This is a genomic window from Pseudonocardia sp. 2-7 (assembly GCF_056341085.1).
Genome location: NZ_CP094507.1, coordinates 3,226,569 through 3,244,118 on the forward strand (window position 1 = coordinate 3,226,569; position 17,550 = coordinate 3,244,118).

Sequence of the window (17,550 nt, forward strand, 5' to 3'; positions counted from 1 at the left end):
GGGTCCGCCCGCCGTCGGCGCGGCCGGAGTCAGCGACGTGGCGGTTCCCACGCCCGCGCCAGCTGGTCGCGGGTCTCGGCGAGCAGCTGCGGGATCACCTTCGTCTGCCCGACGACGGCGATGAAGTTCGCGTCCCCGCCCCACCGCGGGACGACGTGCTGGTGCAGGTGCTCCGCCAGCGACCCGCCCGCGACGTGGCCCAGGTTCAGGCCCACGTTGAACGCGTGCGGCGCCGCGACCTTCTTCATGGTCACGACGGCCTGCCGGGTGAACGCCATCAGCTCGCCGGCCTCGGAGTCGGTGAGCCCCTCCAGGTCCGCGACGTGCCGGTAGGGCAGCACCATCAGGTGCCCCGGGTTGTACGGGTGCAGGTTCAGCAGCGCGAACACCTCGTCACCGCGCGCGACGACGAGGTTGTCCGCGTCCGGGTCCGTCGAGTCGCCCAGGGTGTCCCCCCGGGCGATCCGGCAGAACGGGCAGCCCGTGTCACCGGCGCCCTGGATGTAGGCGAGCCGGTGCGGGGTCCACAGCCGGGCGAAGCCGTCGGGCGTCCCGGTCCCCTCCTGCGGGACCCACTCCTGCTCCATGCGCCGATCCTAGGCGCCGACCCCGAAGCTCTCCGCGGTCGGTGAGGTGTTCGTGCGCGACCGCACCCACTCGATGATCGAGGTGACCGCCTGCTCGACCGGCACCGCGTTGGTCTGCGAGCCGTCACGGAAGCGGAAGCTGACCGCGCCCGCCTCGACGTCGCGACCGCCGACGAGCAGCAGGAACGGCACCTTCTGCAGCGTGTGGGTGCGGATCTTCTTCTGCATCCGGTCGTCGCCGGAGTCGACGTCGATCCGGATGCCCGCGGCGCGCAGCCGGGCGGCGATGTCGCGGACGTAGTCGTCCTGGGCCTCGGTGACCGGGATCCCCACCACCTGGACGGGGGCCAGCCACGCGGGGAAGGCTCCGGCGTAGTGCTCGGTGAGCACGCCGAAGAAGCGCTCGATCGAGCCGAACAGCGCGCGGTGGATCATGACCGGACGCTGTCGGGAACCGTCGGAGGAGGTATACTCCAGCTCGAAGCGGTCCGGCAGCATCAGGTCGACCTGGATGGTCGACATCTGCCAGTAGCGGCCGATCGCGTCGCGGGCCTGTACCGAGATCTTCGGGGCGTAGAACGCGGCGCCGCCCGGGTCGTCGCGCAGCTCCAGCCCGAAGCTCTCCGCGGCGTCGCGCAGCGCCTGGGTGGCCTCGCTCCACGAGTCGTCGGACCCGATCGACTTCTCCGGGTTGCGGGTGGACAGCTCCAGGTAGAAGTCGTCGAGGCCGTAGTCGCGCAGCAGGTCCAGCACGAACTGCAGCAGGCTGCGGATCTCGCCCTGCATCTGCTCGCGGGTGCAGTAGATGTGCGCGTCGTCCTGGGTGAAGCCGCGGGCCCGGGTGAGGCCGTGCACCACACCGGACTTCTCGTAGCGGTAGACGGTGCCGAACTCGAACAGCCGCAGCGGCAGCTCGCGGTAGGACCGTCCGCGCGAGGCGAAGATCAGGTTGTGCATCGGGCAGTTCATCGGCTTGAGGTAGTAGTCCACCGCGGGCCGCTTCAGCTCGCCGTCGCCGGTGTACTCGGCGTCGAGCTGCATGGGCGGGTACATGCCCTCGGCGTACCACTCCAGGTGGCCGGACTTCTCGAACAGCGCGCCCTTGGTGGCGTGCGGGGTGTAGACGAACTCGTACCCGGCCGCGGCGTGCCGCTCGCGGGACAGGTCCTCCAGCTCCTTGCGGACGACGCCGCCCTTGGGGTGGAAGACCGGCAGGCCCGACCCGATCTCGTCGGGGAAGCTGAACAGGTCCAGCTCGCTGCCCAGGCGGCGGTGGTCGCGCCGCTCGGCCTCGGCGACGCGCTCCAGGTAGGCGTCGTGCGCCTCCTGCGACTCCCACGCGGTGCCGTAGATCCGCTGGAGCTGGGCGTTGCGCTGGTCGCCCCGCCAGTACGCGGCGGCCGAGCGGGTCAGCGAGAACGCCGGGATGAACTTGGTGGTCGGCAGGTGCGGGCCACGGCACAGGTCCGACCAGACGACGGCGCCGGTGTGGGCGTGCACGTTGTCGTAGACGGTGAGCTCGCCGGAGGAGTCGACCTCCATGACCTCCCCGCTGTCGACGGAGTCGTCCGTCGACTTCAGGTCGATCAGCTCCAGCTTGTAGGGCTGGTCGGCCAGCTCGGCGCGGGCCTCGTCCTGCGAGGCGTAGCGACGGCGCTCGAAGCGCTGCCCCGCCTTCACGATCTTCTTCATCGCCGACTCGATCTTCTTCAGATCCTCGGGGGTGAAGGGGGTGTCGACGTCGAAGTCGTAGTAGAAGCCGTCGGTGACCGGCGGGCCGATGCCCAGCTTGGCCTTCGGGAACAGCTGCTGGACGGCCTGGGCGAGCACGTGCGCCGCCGAGTGCCGGATGACGCTGCGCCCCTCCTCGGTGTTCGCCGGGACCGGCACGACCTCGGCGTCGGCCTCGGGGGCCCAGGCCAGGTCGCGCAGGGCACCCTCGGCGTCGCGCACGACGACGATCGCCTCGGGACCGCTGGTCGGCAGCCCGCCCTCCCGGACGCGCGCGCCGGCGGTCGTCCCGGCCGGCACCCGGATCGGGGCGGACGCGGGCGGGGCGGACGGTGCGGACACGGGGGTGCCTCCTCAGGTGGTGCGAATGGATGGACCTCCGATGCTAGTCGGGGGCCGCGAACCGGTTTCGACCGCCGGGAAGACACCCGGCGGGTGCGGGTGTTGCCGCCGTCGTGGTCCCCCTCTCCGTCCTCGACCTGGTCCCCGTGGCCGACGGCTCGTCGGCCACCGACGCGCTGGCGCACAGCACCCGCCTGGTGCGACGGACCGAGGAGCTGGGCTTCACCCGCTACTGGGTCGCCGAGCACCACGGCATGCCCGGGATCGCCAGCTCCTCGCCGCCGGTGCTGATCGCGCACCTGGCCGGGGCGACCACGCGGATCACCGTCGGCTCGGGCGGGGTGATGCTGCCCAACCACCGCCCGCTCGTCGTCGCGGAGCAGTTCGGCACCCTCGAGGCACTGCACCCCGGCCGGATCGACCTCGGCATCGGGCGTGCCCCGGGCACCGACCCCCGGACCGCCGCCGCGCTGCGCGGGACCGGGACCGACCGGCTGCAGGCCCCGGACGACTTCCCCGACCAGCTCGTGGAGCTCGCGGCCTACTTCCGCGGCGACGCCGGTGTGCTCGCCGTACCGGCCGCGGGGAACGCTCCGACCATGTGGCTGCTCGGCTCGTCGGGCTACTCGGCGGAGGTCGCCGGGAGGCTCGGTCTGCCGTTCGCCTTCGCCCACCACTTCTCGGCCGCGAACACGCTGCCCGCGCTGGAGCTCTACCGCGAGCACTTCCGGCCCTCGGCGATGCTGGCCCAGCCGTACTCGATGATCGCCGCCGCCGTGACCTGTGCCGACACCGACGAGCACGCCCGCGAGCTGGCGCTGCCCTCGGCGCTGCAGTTCCTGCACCTGCGCCTCGGCGATCCGCGCCCGCTGCCCGGCCCCGAGGAGGTCGCGGCCTTCGACTGGACCGACGCGGCCCGGGCGTTCGTCGAGCAGCGCCACGCCGACCAGGTCATCGGCTCGCCGGAGACCGTGCGGGCCGGGGTCGAGGAGCTCGTGGCCCGGACCGGGGTGGACGAGCTGATGGTGACGACCTCGACCTTCCGCGGCGAGGACCGGCTGCGCTCCTACGAGCTGCTGGCCGGCGCCGTCGGCCTGCGTCCGGCGGCCGCGGCCGCCTGACCCGGGACGGGTGGGGCATGATCGCCGGCGTGAACGACGCCGCCGCCCGCTTCCGGGCCGCGATCGAGGCCGGAGACCTCGACGCGGCCGTCGCCCTCTGCCGCGACGACGTCGAGTTCCGCTCGCCCGTCGTCCACCGCCCCTACCGGGGCCGGGACGCGTTGCGGCCCATCCTGGGCGCGGTGTTCACCGTCTTCGGCGGGTTCCACTACGTCGCCGAGTACTCCGGCGACGACGGGCACGTCCTCGAGTTCGCCGCGACCGTCGGGGAGCGCGAGGTGCAGGGCGTCGACGTCCTGCGCACCGACGAGGAGGGCCGGATCCGCGAGCTCACCGTGCTCGTGCGGCCGCTGTCGGCCGCGGTCGCACTGCGCGACCGCATGGGCCCGCTGCTGTCCTGACCCGTCGTCGCAGGTCGGCGCCGGGGTTGCCGCCGCCCGGCGATCGACGACGGCCGGTCGTCCCGCCGGATGCGGCCGTCCGGCCGTCCGGCGCTGGGCCGCCCGCGCGTCGTCGCACGCAACCGGCCGTTGCTCGACGCAGTGATCGTGTCGCCTGTGCATCCCTTCGGCCGCGGGCACGATGGTCCGCATGCCGCACCATGATCGGGCGATCCGGTCACGGAGCGCGCCATCACCCCGCTGACGTGCCGACATTCGAGTGACGTCGATCAGGTGGGCACAACGCCGCCCTCCGGTCCCTCGTTGACCCAGCGAACTCGTTGACCGGGTGAGACCACGCCACCGTCCGGCCCCGCCGGCCGTCGACCAGAAGGGAGAGCCGGTTGCCCGCAGGCCCGCCCCCTCCGCCGCGGTCGCGCCGCTCCCCCGAGTCCGACCCCCACCGATCGTCCGGTTCCGGTCGTGCCGTCGACACCGAGGAGCGCCCGACCGGCCGGCACGGCAGCGACCAGGTCGCCCGCGCCGACTCCGGCGCCCCGGCCCGGCACGGCGCCCCCGCCGGTGGACGGCGCGCGCGGTCCGCCGAGCCGGAGGCCCGTTCCTTCGCCGACGTCGTCCGGGCGGCCGGGTCGGCCGGGCGTTCCGGCCCGGACGGGGCACGCGGCACCGGGGAGGACGGCGGCACCGGCCGTCGGCGCTCCCGGCGGGCCGGCGAGGCCGCTCCCGCGACCGCCGCCCCCGGTACCGGGGCCACGACGGACGGTGGCCCCGCACACAGCGCTCCCGCGAACGGCACCCCCGCGAGGAGCACCCCGGCGAACGGCTCGGGCGGCAACGGCCCCGCGGGCAACGGCTCCGCGGGCAACGGCTCCGCGGGCAACGGCTCCGCGGGCAACGGCTCCGCGGGCAACGGCTCCGCGGGCAACGGCTCCGCGGGCAACGGCTCCGCGGGCAACGGCTCCGCGGGCAACGGCTCCGGCGTCAACGGCTCCGGCGTCAACGGCTCCGGGGGCACCACGAAGGTCGGGCTGCGCGTGCGCGGCGGCACCGTGCCCCGCGAGCCCGGCAGCACCCCGCCGCCCGGCGCCACCGGCGCGCCCCCCGCGGGTCCGTCCGCCCCGGCCGAGCCCCGGCACACCACCGGCCCGCAGCGGCGCCCCGGCGCCGGCGCGCCCGGCCGGTCGGGACCCGCACCGTCGTTCCCGCCCGCGCCGCGCCCCGCCGCGCCCGGCCCGGCACCGGCCGGTCCCTGCCCCGCCCCGGCGGCGCCGGGTGCTTCGCGCCCCGGTCCGCAAGGCGCCGCGCCCCGCCCCGGGCAGCACCCGTCGCTGCCGCCGGTCCCCCGGCCGGCCGTGCCACCGACCGGTGCCGCCCGGCCCGGCCCGGCCTCCGCCGCCACCCCGGCGGCCACCACCGGGGCCACCGGTGCGGCCACCACGGCCGTCGCCGCGCCCTCGGCACCGCTCCCGGGCACGGCGGCCCCGGACGGCACCGGCGCGGCCACCCGCACCGGCCGCCGTCGTCGTCCCGAGCCGGACGAGGGCGCGGAATCCACGACCGACGCCCTGCCCGCACGCGACGGCGGGCGCCGCCGCCGTCCCGGACCCGGCGACGCCGCGACCGCGCTCGCCCCCGCCGCCGAGGCCCCGACCGGGCTCGTGCCCGCCACCGCCCCGCGCAGCGACGGCGGGGCGCCCACCGCCCTGGTCACCGCCCCCGGCGACGGGGCGGACACCGAGTTCGTCGACGCCGCGGCCCCCGGCCCGCGCCGCCGTCGCCGCGCCGAGCCCGACGGGCCGTTCGACCGGGTCATCGCACTCGTCGGGCCGGGCGTGGGTGTCGTGCGCCGCCGCCTCGGCATCCTCGACGCCGACCAGAAGGCCGCGCTCACCCCCGAGGAGCGGCGGACCCGGCGTCGCCGGCAGGTCGTGTACTCGCTGGTCGGGACGGCCGCGTCGATCGTGCTGCTGCCGCTGCTGCTGCTCGGGCTCGGCTGGCTGCTGTTCCCGATCCCCAGCACCGACGACGCGGTGCAGAACCAGATCGCCACCGTCTCCTACGCCGACGGCGGCCAGCTCGCCCGCCTCGTGCCCGAGCAGGGCAACCGGATCAAGGTCGGGATGGACGCCATCCCGGTGCCCGTACGCGAGGCCGTGCTGGCGGCCGAGGACCGGTCGTTCTACTCGAACCCGGGCTTCGACTTCACCGGCATCCTGCGGGCCATGGTCAACCAGCTGACCGGCGGCGTCGGCGGCGGGTCGACGATCACCCAGCAGTACGTCAAGAACACCCTGGTCGGCAACGACGCGACGTACTGGCGGAAGTACAAGGAACTGATCGTCTCGCTGAAGGTCTCCGGGCAGAAGTCCAAGGACGAGATCCTCAACGACTACCTCAACGCCATCTACTTCGGCCGCGGCGCCTACGGCATCGAGTCCGCCAGCCTCGCCTACTACGGCAAGCCCGCGGCCCAGCTGACCCCCAGCGAGGGCGCACTGCTCGCCGGGATCATCCAGTCGCCGTCCAACTGGGACCCGGCGAACTCCCCGGACCGGGCGAAGCAGCGCTGGAACTTCGTCCTCGACGGCATGGCCGCCCAGGGCTGGATCTCCCAGGCCGACCGGCAGGCCGCCGTGTTCCCGCAGACCATCGCGCCGGAGAACACCTCGCGCTCGTCGTCGCTGACCGACGCCCGCGGCCACATCCTCAACGCGGTCCGCTCCGAGCTGGGCTCGCTGGGCATCTCCGAGCAGGCGTTCGCCCAGGGCGGCCTCCAGGTGACGACGACGATCGACCCGCAGCGCCAGCAGCAGCTCACCGACTCGGTCGAGCAGAAGCTGCGCGGCGAGCCGGAGCTGCTGCGCACCGGCGCGGTCGCGATCGACCCGCGTACCGGCGGCATCCTCGGCTACTACGGCGGGCCGAACGGCACCGGCCTGGACTACGCCCAGGTCATGAAGCAGCCCGGGTCGACGTTCAAGCCGTTCGCCGTGCTCGCCGGGCTCCTGAACGACCCGCCGATCGGCCTGGGCACCACCTTCGACGGGTCCGAGCGGCCGGGGCTGCGCAACGCCGAGGGCGCCAACTGCCCGCGCTGCGACCTCAAGCAGGCGATGACGATCTCCAACAACGTCGTCTTCACCAAGCTCGCCGCGCAGGTCGGCCCGCAGAAGGTCGCCGACGCCGCGCGCCTCGCCGGGATCACCGCGCCGCTGGAGAACCCCGACGCTCGGCTCCCCCTGGGCAACAAGGAGGTCACGCCGGTCCAGCTGGCGTCGGCCTACGCCACCATCGCCGCGGGGGGTGTCTGGCACGCCCCGCACATGGTGTCCAAGGTCGTCGACTCCGACGGGCGGGTGCTCTACGAGTACCAGCCGGGCGAGGGCGAACAGCGCTTCCCCGAGCAGGTGGCGCGCAACGTCGCCGAGGCGATGATGAACGTCGTCGACAACGACGGGCTGCAGCTGCCCGACGGGCAGGAGGCCGCCGGCAAGACCGGCACCGTCCAGTCCCGCTTCGAGGGCCAGAACAACGACGCCTGGTTCGCCGGCTTCACCCCCGGGATCGCGACGGCCGTGTGGGTCGGGACCGACCGCAACGACCCGATCCAGGACTCCGCGGGCCGCCCGATCAACGGCGCCGACCTGCCCGGATCGGTGTGGAAGGCGTTCATGTCCGACACCGTGCGCGCCACCGGCACGGCCGAGTTCCCGGCGTTCAGGCCGATCGGCGAGTCGCCCTCCACCCTGGCGCCCAACGAGCCGACCGCCCCGCCGACGCCGACGAGCACGCCGTCGGCCGAGCCCACGCCGGAGCCGAGCGCGGACCCGGTCGCCCCCACCGATCCCCCGGCCCCGGTCGAGCCGACCGGTGTCCCGGAGACGACCGGCGACCCGGTGCCCGCCCAGCAGGACGACACGCAGCCGGGCGCCGACGCGGGCCGCGCCGCCGACCCGACCGTCGGCTGATCCGCCCCGTTCGCGCCGCGGCCGGGCTACCGTGGACGGGTGACCGGTGACCATCACTTCGAGGTGGTGGCCTGGCGGGCGGACCGCAGGCTCACCCTCTACGTGCCGGGCATCGAGGCGTCGACCACCGTCGACGACCCCCGGCAGGCCGAGGACGCGGTCCGCGACCTGATCGCGGACCTCACCGGCGTCGACCGCGGGGTCATCACCTGCGACATCCGCCTCGGACGCCCCTGGCGGTCCGGGATCTGAGACCCCCCGGTCAGCGGGCCGGCGGCACCAGGATCGTCGCCGCCGCCGCGCAGACCGACTCGGTGAGCGCGTCGAGCACCGTGGTGCTGAGCTTCCAGTGCTGCCAGTACAGCGGGACGTCGAGGTGGCGCTCGGCGTCGAGCAGCACGAGCCGCCCGGCGGCCGCGGCCTCCCGGGCCGGGCCGTCGGTGAACATCCCCCAGCCCAGGCCCGCACGGATCGCCTCGTGGTAGCCGTCGGCGGCGGGCACCCGGTGCGCCGGACCGGTGCACGGCCGGTGGGTGAGCCCGCGGACGAACCGGGTCTGCAGCACGTCCTTCGACCCGAAGTCGACCCGCGGGGCGAGCGGGAACGCCTCGGCCGGGTCCCGCCCGGCGAACCACCGGTCGTACACCGGCCGGGCGGCGACGGGCCGGTAGCGGGTCGCGCCCAGCGGCCGGACCGCGCAGCCCTGCACCGGTGCCGACGACGTCGTCACCGCCCCGACCACCGAGCCCTCGCGCAGCAGGGCCGCGGTGTACTGCTCGTCGTCGACGTGCAGGTCCAGCCGGACCCCGTGCCGCGCGGCCAGGGGGACCACCGCGGACAGGAACCAGTGGGTCACCGAGTCCGCGTTCACCGCGATCGGCAGGTGCGTGCCCGCGGTGTCGGCACTGCCGAACCCGGCCTCGACCTCACCCTCCAGCACGGCGATCTGCCGGGCCAGCCGCAGCAGCGCGGCCCCCTCCTCGGTCGCGACGCACGGACGCGTGCGGCGCACCAGGATCCGGCGCGCCTGCCGTTCCAGGGCCTTGATCCGCTGGGACACCGCGGACGGCGTGATCGACAGCCGCGCGGCGGCGGCGTCGAAACCACCCTCCTCCACCACGGCGCTCAGGGTGGCCAGCCGCTCCCGGTCGTACATGAAGCGAATCTACAGTTCATGACGTTCTTTCAGTTCCTGACATCCTCCTGGCGCGGACGACCTAGCGTCGGTGACGTGAGTGTGCTGGCGGGATTCGGGACGGGACTGTCGCTGATCGCGGCGATCGGGGCGCAGAACGCGTTCGTGCTGCGGCAGGGGCTGCGACGCGAGCACGTCCCGGCGGTGGTGGTGTTCTGCGTGCTGGCCGACCTGGTGCTGGTGACCGCGGCGGTCGCCGGCGTCGGGCTGCTCGTCGACCGCGTACCGGGGCTGGTCGAGGTGGTCCGCTGGGGCGGCGTCGTGTGGCTGGCCGGCTACGGCCTGCTGGCGCTGCGGCGCGCCGTCCGGCCCGGTGCGCTCGACGCCGACCCCCACGGCTCGGCCCGGCCGCTCGTGCCCGTCCTGGGGAGCGCAGCGGCCCTGACCTTCCTCAACCCGCACATGATGCTGGACCTGTTGGTGCTCGGGTCGCTGGCCGCCGCGCACGGCGACGACGGCCGGTGGGCGTTCGGCGCCGGGGTGGTCGTGGCCAGCCTGACCTGGTTCTCCGGGCTCGGCTTCGGCGCGGCGCGGCTCGCGGGGCTGTTCGCCCGGCCGACGGCGTGGCGGGTGCTCGACGGGCTCGTCGCCACGGTGATGCTCGGCCTCGCGGTCGCGCTGGCCGCCGGGTGAGGAGTGGGGGTACAACATCGTCCATGTCCGCCGAGTACGTGCCGGGGCGGCCGCCCGCCGCACTGCGCGGGCACGTGCTGCGCTACCTCGGCTACCGCGAGCACGCCGCCGCTCCCCTGCGTCGTCGCCAGCCGCCGTCCGCCGGGACCGCGCTGATCCTCGGGCTGCACCCGCTGACGCTGTCCGGGCCGGCCGTCGCGACCGGGTCGGCGGCCGCGTTCGTCGGCGGCCTGAGCGACACCTGGGTGCTGACCGAGTTCACCGGCCCGCAGGCCGGGGTGCAGGTGGACCTGACCCCGGCGGCGACCTACGCCCTTCTCGGCGGGCGGGCGCTGCCCGGCGGCACGGTGCCCCGCCTCGACGAGCTCGACGACCCCGTGCTCGCCGCGCTGCCCGCCCGCCTGGCCGCCGAGCCGACCTGGGACGGCCGGTTCGCCCTGGTCAGCGCGCTGCTCGCGGACCGGCTCCTGGACGACCGGGCCCGCCTCCCCGCACCCGAGGTGCGCTACGCCTGGGACCGGCTCAGCGCGACCGCGGGCCGGGTCGGCGTCGCGGAGCTGGCCGCCGAGACCGGCTGGAGCCGCCGCCACCTGCAGTCCCGGTTCCGGACCCAGGTCGGTCTCGCGCCCGGCACCGTCCGCCGGGTGCTGCGCTTCGCGCGCGCCGCCGAGCTGGTCGGGGGCGGGCGGAACCCGCTCGCACTCGTCGCCGCCGAGTGCGGCTACGCCGACCAGCCCCACCTCTCCCGCGAGTTCCGGGCGCTCGCGGGGATCTCACCCGCCGCGTTCCGCGCCGAACAGTTCCCATTCCTTCACGACGCACCGCCGCGTCCCGGTCAGGATCGTTCGTCATGAGCATCCACCCCACCCTCCGCTACGACGACCCCCGCGTCGCGATCGCGTTCCTCACCACGGCGCTCGGCTTCCGGGAGGTCGCCGTCCACACCGGCGACGACGGCGGGATCGCCCACGCCGAGCTCGCCTGGGACGACGGCGACGACACCGGCCTGGTCCTGATCGGACCGCGCCGCGCCGGGGGCGACCGCTTCGACACCGGTCGGACCGTGATCTACCTGACCTGCGACGACCCGGACGCGGTGCACGCCCGCGCGGCCGCCGCCGGTGCGGAGATCACCATGGCGCCGGTCGACCAGGACTACGGTTCGCGGGAGTGCGCCGTCGCCGACCCGGAGGGCAACACGTGGAGCGTGGGGACCTACCGGCCGGGGCGCCCGTGACCGCACGCCACCCGGACCCCGCCGACCCGCTGCCGTGGCTGCGGGAGATCTGCCTGTCCCTGCCCGAGGTGACCGAGAAGCAGAGCCACGGGTCGCCGTCGTGGTTCGTGCGGAGGATGTTCGTCTCCTACGCCGCGCACCACCACGGCCACCCGCACCTGGCGTTCTGGTGCGCCGCGGCGCCGGGCGTGCAGGCCGAGCTGGTCGCCGAGGACCCGGCCCGGTTCTTCCGGCCCGCCTACGTCGGGCACCGCGGCTGGCTCGGGGTGGTGCTCGACGGCACCGGCCCCGACGCCGCCGACCGCGACGAGGTCACCGAGATCGTGACCGACGCGTGGCGCTGCGTGGCCCCGGCCCGGCCGGCCGCCCGGCTCGACGGCTGACTCAGGCCGCGGCGCCCGACTCGCGGACGGACCGGAGCAGCGAGGTCAGCAGCCGGGCGTGGTCGGCGTCGGCCTGGCTCGGGTCACGGCGCTCGTCCGCGACGGCGCCGGCGACGCGATGGCCGAGCAGAGCCGGCAGATCTTCGTCACGTGCACGGCCGGCCGCCTCGGGCCACCCGACCATGATCACCGGTTGTGGAGGATGAGGCCCGCGTCGTGAACGGATCGCTCCACAACCGGTGATCTTCCGGCGCCGGTCGAGCCGAGGCGACGTCCGGTCGGGCGTCCGGGTACACCGCGGAGCCGGCCGGACCGCGGGGATGCGGTGCGGACGCCGGACGCTCGCACGGCACCTCACAGGGCCGACCGGCGCCGATGCCGGGCGGACGTCGCTCAGGCGTTCGCGCCGGTGACCGCCGAACCGGCCGGAGCCGGGGACGTGCGCTCCGCGGCCGGCGCCGCGGCCTTCTGCGGGCGACGGGCGCGCAGCTTCGCGAGCAGGCTCCCCTCGGGGCGCTCGGCCAGTGCCGAGGTGAACCGGTCGAGGAAGATCGCCACGATGACGACGGCCAGCCCGCCCTCGACGCCGGTCGCGATGTCGAGCTGGGTGACCGCGCTGACCACCGTCGTGCCCAGTCCGTCGGCACCGGCGAGGCCCGCGACGACCACCATGGACAGCGCCAGCATGATCACCTGGTTGACGCCGGCCATGATCGACGGCAGCGCCATCGGCAGCTGCACCTCGCGCAGGATCTGGCGGGGGTGGGCCCCGAAGGCGTGCGCGGCCTCGACGACCTCGCCGTCGACGCCCCGGATGCCCAGCTCGGTGAGCCGGACCGCGGGCGCGATCGAGAACACGATCGTCGCGACGACGCCCGGCACCACGCCGATGCCGAACAGCAGCACCACCGGGATCAGGTAGACGAACGCCGGGACCGTCTGTGCCAGGTCGAGGACCGGGCGCAGCGTCCGGCTCGCCGCGCGGCTGCGGGCGGCCCAGATGCCCAGCGGCACACCGATCGCCACCGCGATCAGCGCCGCGACGAGCACCAGGCCGAAGGTCTCCATCGTCTCGGTCCACAGGTCGAACGAGGACACGAGCAGGAAGCCGACCAGGGTGAACACCGCGAACCCGGCCCCGCGCACGAGCAGCGCGAGCGCCACGAGCAGCACCAGCCAGACCCACCACACCGGGGCGGTGAAGAGCGAGGTCACGGCCTCGACGACCGCGGTGATCGCGACCCCGACGGCGTCGAACACGCCCCCGGCGTTCTGCAGCAGCCAGAGGATGAACGCCTCGACGTAGCTGCCGAACTCGAACCTGGGCATCAGGCGTTCCTCCCGTCGGCGGTGGCCTCGTCGTGGGTCGACAGGGCGGCGAGCACGGCACCCCGCGGGACGACGCCGGTGAGGCGGCCGTCGTCGACCACCGCGAGCGGGACCGGGTTGCGTCCGACCTGGTGCAGCAGGTCGATCAGCGGCCGGTCGGGTTCGGTGGTGCGGTACTCCGCGACCAGGGCGGAGCGGTCGATGCCGGTGGCGCCCCGGCCCGCGGCGTGGCCGAGCCAGTCGTCGCGGACGACGCCGAGGATGCGGTGGTCGTCGTCGACGACGTAGGCGCCGGTCGCCTCGGCCTTCCCGAGCCGCACGAGCACCTCGGAAGGGCGCTCGTCCAGGGTCACCGTGATGCGGGCCGTACGGATCACGTCGGCGGCGGTGAGCACCCGGCTGCGGTCGACGTCGGAGACGAACTCGGCGACGTAGTCGTCGGCCGGGGACTCCAGGATCTGCGGTCCGGTGCCGACCTGGACCAGGCACCCGTCCTTGAGCAGCAGGATGCGGTCACCCAGGAGCATGGCCTCGTTCAGGTCGTGGGTGATGAACACGATCGTCTTCTTCAGGTCCCGCTGCAGACGGACGAGCAGCTGCTGCATGTCGCGCCGGATCAGCGGGTCCAGCGCGGAGTAGGGCTCGTCCATCAGGAGCACGTCGGTGTCGCTGGCGAGCGCCCGGGCGAGCCCGACGCGTTGCTGCATGCCGCCCGAGAGCTGACCGGGCAGCGCGTCGGCACGGTCGCCGAGGCCGACCTGCCCGAGTGCCCACTCCGCCTTCTCCCGGCGGGTGCCGGCGTCGACGCCGCGGATCTGCAGCCCGTACTCGGCGTTCTGTCGCACGGTGCGGTGCGGCAGCAGCGCGAAGTGCTGGAACACCATCGCGATCCGCTCGTTGCGCAGCGTGCGCAGGTCGGCGGCGCCGAGCGAGCCGAGGTCGCGGCCGTCGACGGTGATGGTGCCCGAGGTCGGCTCGATGAGCCGGTTGAGCAGCCGGACCAGCGTCGACTTGCCGGAGCCGGACAGGCCCATGATCACGAACAGCTCGCCGTCGGCGATGTCGAAGGACACGTCGTGCACGGCCAGGGTGGCGCCGGTGCGGCGCTGGATCTCCGGCCGGCCGAGACCCTCGCCGGCGAGCCGCACGGCCTCGTCGGCGGCCTTGCCGTCGCCGAAGACCTTGGTCAGGTTCCGTACCTCGATCATGCTCCGGCTCCCACCCACTGGCGGACGCGGTCCGGGTGTGCGGCCACGTAGTCCCGCGCCACCACCTCCACGTCCTCGTTGTCCACGTCGACCCGCTGGAGCATCTGCTCGACATCGGCCAGCGGCAGCTCGAACCGGCGCAGCATCGCCGCGAAGCCGGGGCTGGTGCGCGCCAGGTCCGGGCTCGCCGCGGTCCAGGCCGAGTACGCCGGCATGGCGCAGGCGCCGTCGCCGGTGGTGTAGCAGTCCTCCCGGGCCGGGGTCGGCTCCGTCAGCTTGGTCAGCGCGAGCTCCTCGAAGATGTAGTGCGGGCGGTACAGGTAGACCAGGATCGGCTGGCGGCGCTCGTAGGCGCGGCGCAGCTCGGCGATCTGCGCGGCCTCGCTGGAGGTCACCTGCTCCAGGTCCAGCCGGTACCCGGCGAGACGCTTCGCGTTGTACTCGGTGGTGAGGAAGCTGGGGTCGGAGTCGACGAGCCGGTGGCCGAGGGCGTCGGCGTAGTCGTTCAGCTGGGTGACGCCGGTCAGCCCGGCCAGCGGCCCGCCCGGCTCGACCGCGTAGCTGGGGACGTACCAGCCCTGCTCCGCTCCGGAGTACGTCGGGTGCACCAGCTCGATCCGGTCCTCCGCCTTCGCGGCCAGCTCGGACTGGTTGGGCATCGCGACCTCGGTGAGGGCGTCGACGTCGCCGCGCTGGGCGCCGGCCCACGCGGTCGCGGGTCCGACCTGGATGGTCTTGAGCCGGCCGACGCCCAGCTCCGGGTGGGCCGCGACGACCTCACCGAGGATCGCGTTGGTCAGCTTCGCGGCGCTCCACGGGAACTGGGCGAGCCGGACGGTCGGGCCGTCGGCACCGGCGGACGCGCAGCCGGATGCGGCCAGCAGCACCGCGAGCAGGGCGGTGACCAGGCGGACCGTCCTGGTCCGAGGTACGGCGACGGGCGGATCGGCCACGGGGGCACGTCCTCTCGGGGGTCGTCGGCTCTCCGCGTCCCGGTCGGCTTCAGGACACGCGGGCAGGCGTCAACGACAGGCGGACGACTACATCCGGCACAGGTCGACGTCCAGACGCGACGTCAGCCGGAGGTCGGGAATCACGCGAACGAGCCTTCACGACCGTTCCGGACGGCGCAACAGCGAGCACTACGATCGTGATGTGCCTGCGACGTCGCTCCTCGAACTGGACGGTCTGCGCCACGAGTACTCCGACACCGGTGACCCCGGCGACGGCCGTGCGCCCCTGCTCTTCCTCCACGAGGGCCTCGGCTCGGTCGGGCTCTGGCGGGGCTTCCCCGAGCGGGTCGCCGCCGCGACCGGGCGCCGTGCGGTGGCCTACTCCCGGCTCGGGCACGGCCGCTCCGACCCTCCCCGCGGCCCGCGCGGCACCGACTTCATGGCGACCGAGGCGACGACCACCGTCCCCGCCCTGTGCGCCGCGCTCGGCCTGGACCGTCCGGTCCTGGTCGGACACTCCGACGGCGCCACGATCGCGCTGCTCGCGGCCGCGTCGATGCCGGTGGGCGGGGTGGTGGTGCTCGCCCCGCACGTGCTGACCGAGCCGTTCGCCCTCACCGCGATCCGGGCGGCCCGCACCGCGTTCGACGACGGCGACCTCCGCTCCCGGATGGCCCGCCACCACGACGACCCGGACGCCGCGTTCCGCGGGTGGAACGACATGTGGCTGGCCGAGGAGTTCACCGACTGGGACATCCGCGACACCCTGCCCGGGATCACCGCGCCGGTCCTCGCCGTCCAGGGCGACGACGACCCCTACGGCAGCGCCGTGCACGTGCGCGCGGTCGCCGAGCGGGCATCGGGCCCGGTGAGCCTCACCGAGCTGCCCTGCGGGCACGAGCCCCACCTGGAGCTGCCCGAGCCGACGCTGTCGGCGGTGACGGCGTTCCTGGGCACCCTGCCCTGACCGACGCGACCATGATCGCGCGTCCGCGCGCGGAACCGCTCCCCGCGCGCGACGTGACGCGCGCGGGGAGCGGTTCCGCGCGCGAGGCTGTGATCATGAGCCGGGGGTGGCGGTCCAGGCGGTCCAGCGGACGGGGGTGAGGGCCAGCACAGGCCCCTCGGGGGGCCGGGCGGCGTAGGGGCCGTACTTCCCGGCGAGGGCCGCGACGGCGCGGGAGTGCAGGTCGCCGCCGTCGTGGATCGTGGCACCGGCGTCCAGGCGGACCCACCACAGCTGCGACCAGTCGTCGTCGTAGTGGTCGGCGAGCAGGGCCACCCGCGGGTCGGCCTCGATGTCGCGCAGCCGCGCGAGACGGCGGTGCCGCTTGGGCTTGACGTCGTCGACGGCCGACACCACCAGCCCGTCGACGAGCGCGAAGGTGACCGGCACCAGGCGCGGGGTGCCGTCGGTGGCGCGGATCGTCGCGAGCCGCGCCACCCGCGCGCCGGTCAGCAGCGCGCGGGCGGCGGCCTCGTCCAGGGAGGGCACCGGTCTCAGGCCGCCGGGACGTCCACCCGGACGGCGAGCAGCTGCGCCAGGCGGGTGTCACGGCGCTCGTGCTCGGCGAACCCGGGGGCGGTGCAGAGGAACAGGGTGCGGCCGTCGTCGCCGCCGAGTGCGCAGGCGTAGGTGCCGACCTGGGCGGTCGGGACCTCGCCGTCGACCATCCCGCCGGGGCGGACCCGGATGGCCCGGTTGCCGATGGCGTCGGCGACCCAGATCGCACCCTCCGCGTCGGGGACGGAGATGCCGTCCGGGGCGACGGTGAGCTCGGCGATGGCGTCGAACGGGTCCTCGGCGGCCGACGGCGGACCGAACAGCGCCCAGTCCCGGCGCGGGCCGAGCGTGCCGTCGTCGGCGACCGCGAAGGCGGACATCCGGTTGCCGAAGGTCTCGGCGACGACGAGGTCCCCGCCGGACAGCGTGGGTCCGTTCGCGAAGTGCAGCGGCTCGCTCGCGACCGACACGCTCCCGTCCGGCGCGACGCGCAGCAGCGGCGCGGCGGCCCGCGGGGCACCGTTCATCAGGTCGAAGCCGAAGCTGCCCACCCAGAGGCCGCCGCCGTCGTCGACGACCATGTCGTTCAGGACGTGCTCGGCGTGGCCGGACAGGTCGGCGTGGGTGGCCAGGGTGCCGTCGGTCTCACGGCGCAGGATCCGCCGGTCGCGCATGGACACGATCAGCAGCCTGCCGTCGGGCAGCCAGCCCAGGCCGGAGGGCTGCTGGGGCACCTCGGCCTCGGTACGCAGGTCCGACCCGTCGGCGCGGGCCGAGAGCACCCGGTGGGTGTAGAAGTCGCTGACCCAGATCCTCCCGTCGTGCCAGCGTGGGCCCTCGAGGAAGGACATGTCCGACAGCACCGTCGACAGCTCCGTCATGGCGATCAGTCTGGCCCCCGGGGAATCGGGGCGCCAGCGCGGTCGTTGACCGTGCAACAACCACCGACCGTGGAGGT

18 protein-coding genes are annotated in these 17,550 nt (G+C 74.7%); 9 read left to right on the top strand and 9 right to left on the bottom strand.

The window, feature by feature from the left end; genetic code table 11:
* Window positions 1-29 precede the first annotated feature (29 nt).
* Window positions 30-587, bottom strand: coding sequence for an HIT family protein (locus tag MTO91_RS15640; RefSeq protein ID WP_208823639.1), 558 nt, complete (start codon window positions 585-587; stop codon window positions 30-32).
* Window positions 588-596: 9 nt separating this feature from the next.
* Window positions 597-2,660: a threonine--tRNA ligase gene (thrS, locus tag MTO91_RS15645; RefSeq protein WP_405416769.1), complete on the bottom strand. Its 2,064-nt coding sequence runs from the start codon at window positions 2,658-2,660 to the stop codon at window positions 597-599.
* Between the two features lie 113 nt (window positions 2,661-2,773).
* On the opposite strand from thrS, the gene MTO91_RS15650 reads away from it, so the two are divergent.
* From MTO91_RS15650 to MTO91_RS15665, 4 genes are all read left to right on the top strand, one after another.
* The gene (locus MTO91_RS15650) at window positions 2,774-3,781 is read left to right on the top strand and encodes an LLM class flavin-dependent oxidoreductase (RefSeq protein WP_405416768.1); all 1,008 of its coding nucleotides are present in this window, start codon (window positions 2,774-2,776) and stop codon (window positions 3,779-3,781) included.
* A gap of 29 nt (window positions 3,782-3,810) precedes the next feature.
* Window positions 3,811-4,182 carry a nuclear transport factor 2 family protein gene (locus MTO91_RS15655; RefSeq protein WP_224402283.1) on the top strand — a complete coding sequence of 124 codons (372 nt, stop codon included), beginning with the start codon at window positions 3,811-3,813 and terminating at the stop codon, window positions 4,180-4,182.
* 383 nt (window positions 4,183-4,565) lie between these two features.
* A complete protein-coding gene (locus MTO91_RS15660; protein WP_476651659.1) occupies window positions 4,566-8,150 on the top strand; it encodes a transglycosylase domain-containing protein in 3,585 nt (1,194 codons plus the stop codon).
* A gap of 39 nt (window positions 8,151-8,189) precedes the next feature.
* Window positions 8,190-8,402: a hypothetical protein gene (locus MTO91_RS15665; protein WP_062395739.1), complete on the top strand. Its 213-nt coding sequence runs from the start codon at window positions 8,190-8,192 to the stop codon at window positions 8,400-8,402.
* A gap of 10 nt (window positions 8,403-8,412) precedes the next feature.
* Here the strand turns inward: MTO91_RS15665 and MTO91_RS15670 are convergent, their stop codons facing one another.
* On the bottom strand, window positions 8,413-9,306 hold the full coding sequence (locus MTO91_RS15670) for a LysR family transcriptional regulator ArgP (protein ID WP_179762600.1): 894 nt from the start codon (window positions 9,304-9,306) through the stop codon (window positions 8,413-8,415).
* A gap of 75 nt (window positions 9,307-9,381) precedes the next feature.
* On the opposite strand from MTO91_RS15670, the gene MTO91_RS15675 reads away from it, so the two are divergent.
* From MTO91_RS15675 to MTO91_RS15690, 4 genes are read left to right on the top strand one after another with little or no spacing between them, the layout of a single operon-like run.
* A complete protein-coding gene (locus tag MTO91_RS15675; protein WP_178373619.1) occupies window positions 9,382-9,978 on the top strand; it encodes a LysE/ArgO family amino acid transporter in 597 nt (198 codons plus the stop codon).
* 23 nt (window positions 9,979-10,001) lie between these two features.
* Complete coding sequence (locus MTO91_RS15680) at window positions 10,002-10,832, top strand: helix-turn-helix domain-containing protein (protein ID WP_405416766.1); 831 nt, start codon at window positions 10,002-10,004, stop codon at window positions 10,830-10,832.
* A complete protein-coding gene (locus tag MTO91_RS15685) occupies window positions 10,829-11,215 on the top strand; it encodes a VOC family protein (RefSeq protein ID WP_405416765.1) in 387 nt (128 codons plus the stop codon). Before MTO91_RS15680 ends, MTO91_RS15685 begins: the two co-directional genes overlap by 4 nt.
* Window positions 11,212-11,598: an MmcQ/YjbR family DNA-binding protein gene (locus MTO91_RS15690; protein ID WP_346108760.1), complete on the top strand. Its 387-nt coding sequence runs from the start codon at window positions 11,212-11,214 to the stop codon at window positions 11,596-11,598. Before MTO91_RS15685 ends, MTO91_RS15690 begins: the two co-directional genes overlap by 4 nt.
* A 1-nt stretch (window position 11,599) precedes the next feature.
* On the opposite strand, the gene MTO91_RS15695 is transcribed toward MTO91_RS15690, so the two are convergent.
* The 4 genes from MTO91_RS15695 to MTO91_RS15710 all read right to left on the bottom strand — a co-directional run bounded on the left by MTO91_RS15695 (window position 11,600) and on the right by MTO91_RS15710 (window position 15,088).
* Entirely contained in the window at window positions 11,600-11,788 is a 189-nt protein-coding gene (locus MTO91_RS15695; protein ID WP_476651662.1) for a hypothetical protein, read from the bottom strand.
* Window positions 11,789-11,991: 203 nt separating this feature from the next.
* Window positions 11,992-12,927: an ABC transporter permease gene (locus MTO91_RS15700; RefSeq protein ID WP_405416763.1), complete on the bottom strand. Its 936-nt coding sequence runs from the start codon at window positions 12,925-12,927 to the stop codon at window positions 11,992-11,994.
* Entirely contained in the window at window positions 12,927-14,135 is a 1,209-nt protein-coding gene (locus MTO91_RS15705) for a quaternary amine ABC transporter ATP-binding protein (protein WP_405416762.1), read from the bottom strand. The genes MTO91_RS15700 and MTO91_RS15705 overlap by 1 nt, the downstream gene beginning before the upstream one ends.
* The gene (locus MTO91_RS15710; protein ID WP_405416761.1) at window positions 14,132-15,088 is read right to left on the bottom strand and encodes a glycine betaine ABC transporter substrate-binding protein; all 957 of its coding nucleotides are present in this window, start codon (window positions 15,086-15,088) and stop codon (window positions 14,132-14,134) included. The genes MTO91_RS15705 and MTO91_RS15710 overlap by 4 nt, the downstream gene beginning before the upstream one ends.
* Window positions 15,089-15,290: 202 nt before the next feature.
* Between MTO91_RS15710 and MTO91_RS15715 the strand changes: the two genes are divergently transcribed.
* The gene (locus MTO91_RS15715; RefSeq protein WP_405416760.1) at window positions 15,291-16,055 is read left to right on the top strand and encodes an alpha/beta fold hydrolase; all 765 of its coding nucleotides are present in this window, start codon (window positions 15,291-15,293) and stop codon (window positions 16,053-16,055) included.
* Between the two features lie 93 nt (window positions 16,056-16,148).
* Here the strand turns inward: MTO91_RS15715 and MTO91_RS15720 are convergent, their stop codons facing one another.
* Together MTO91_RS15720 and MTO91_RS15725 are read right to left on the bottom strand one after the other, a co-directional pair.
* Complete coding sequence (locus tag MTO91_RS15720) at window positions 16,149-16,583, bottom strand: TIGR03668 family PPOX class F420-dependent oxidoreductase (protein ID WP_405416759.1); 435 nt, start codon at window positions 16,581-16,583, stop codon at window positions 16,149-16,151.
* A 5-nt stretch (window positions 16,584-16,588) separates the two neighbouring features.
* Window positions 16,589-17,473 (bottom strand): SMP-30/gluconolactonase/LRE family protein, encoded by an 885-nt coding sequence (locus MTO91_RS15725; RefSeq protein ID WP_476651664.1) that lies wholly within the window; start codon window positions 17,471-17,473, stop codon window positions 16,589-16,591.
* Between the last annotated feature and the right edge of the window lie 77 nt (window positions 17,474-17,550).

Bases quoted from the DNA above. Each gene is read 5' to 3' on its own strand.
- MTO91_RS15640 (WP_208823639.1), bottom strand. From the start codon at position 587: ATGGAGCAGGAGTGGGTCCCGCAGGAGGGGACCGGGACGCCCGACGGC.
- MTO91_RS15670 (WP_179762600.1), bottom strand. From the start codon at position 9,306: ATGTACGACCGGGAGCGGCTGGCCACCCTGAGCGCCGTGGTGGAGGAG.
- MTO91_RS15680 (WP_405416766.1), top strand. From the start codon at position 10,002: ATGTCCGCCGAGTACGTGCCGGGGCGGCCGCCCGCCGCACTGCGCGGG.
- MTO91_RS15685 (WP_405416765.1), top strand. From the start codon at position 10,829: ATGAGCATCCACCCCACCCTCCGCTACGACGACCCCCGCGTCGCGATC.
- MTO91_RS15700 (WP_405416763.1), bottom strand. From the start codon at position 12,927: ATGCCCAGGTTCGAGTTCGGCAGCTACGTCGAGGCGTTCATCCTCTGG.
- MTO91_RS15705 (WP_405416762.1), bottom strand. From the start codon at position 14,135: ATGATCGAGGTACGGAACCTGACCAAGGTCTTCGGCGACGGCAAGGCC.
- MTO91_RS15725 (WP_476651664.1), bottom strand. From the start codon at position 17,473: ATGACGGAGCTGTCGACGGTGCTGTCGGACATGTCCTTCCTCGAGGGC.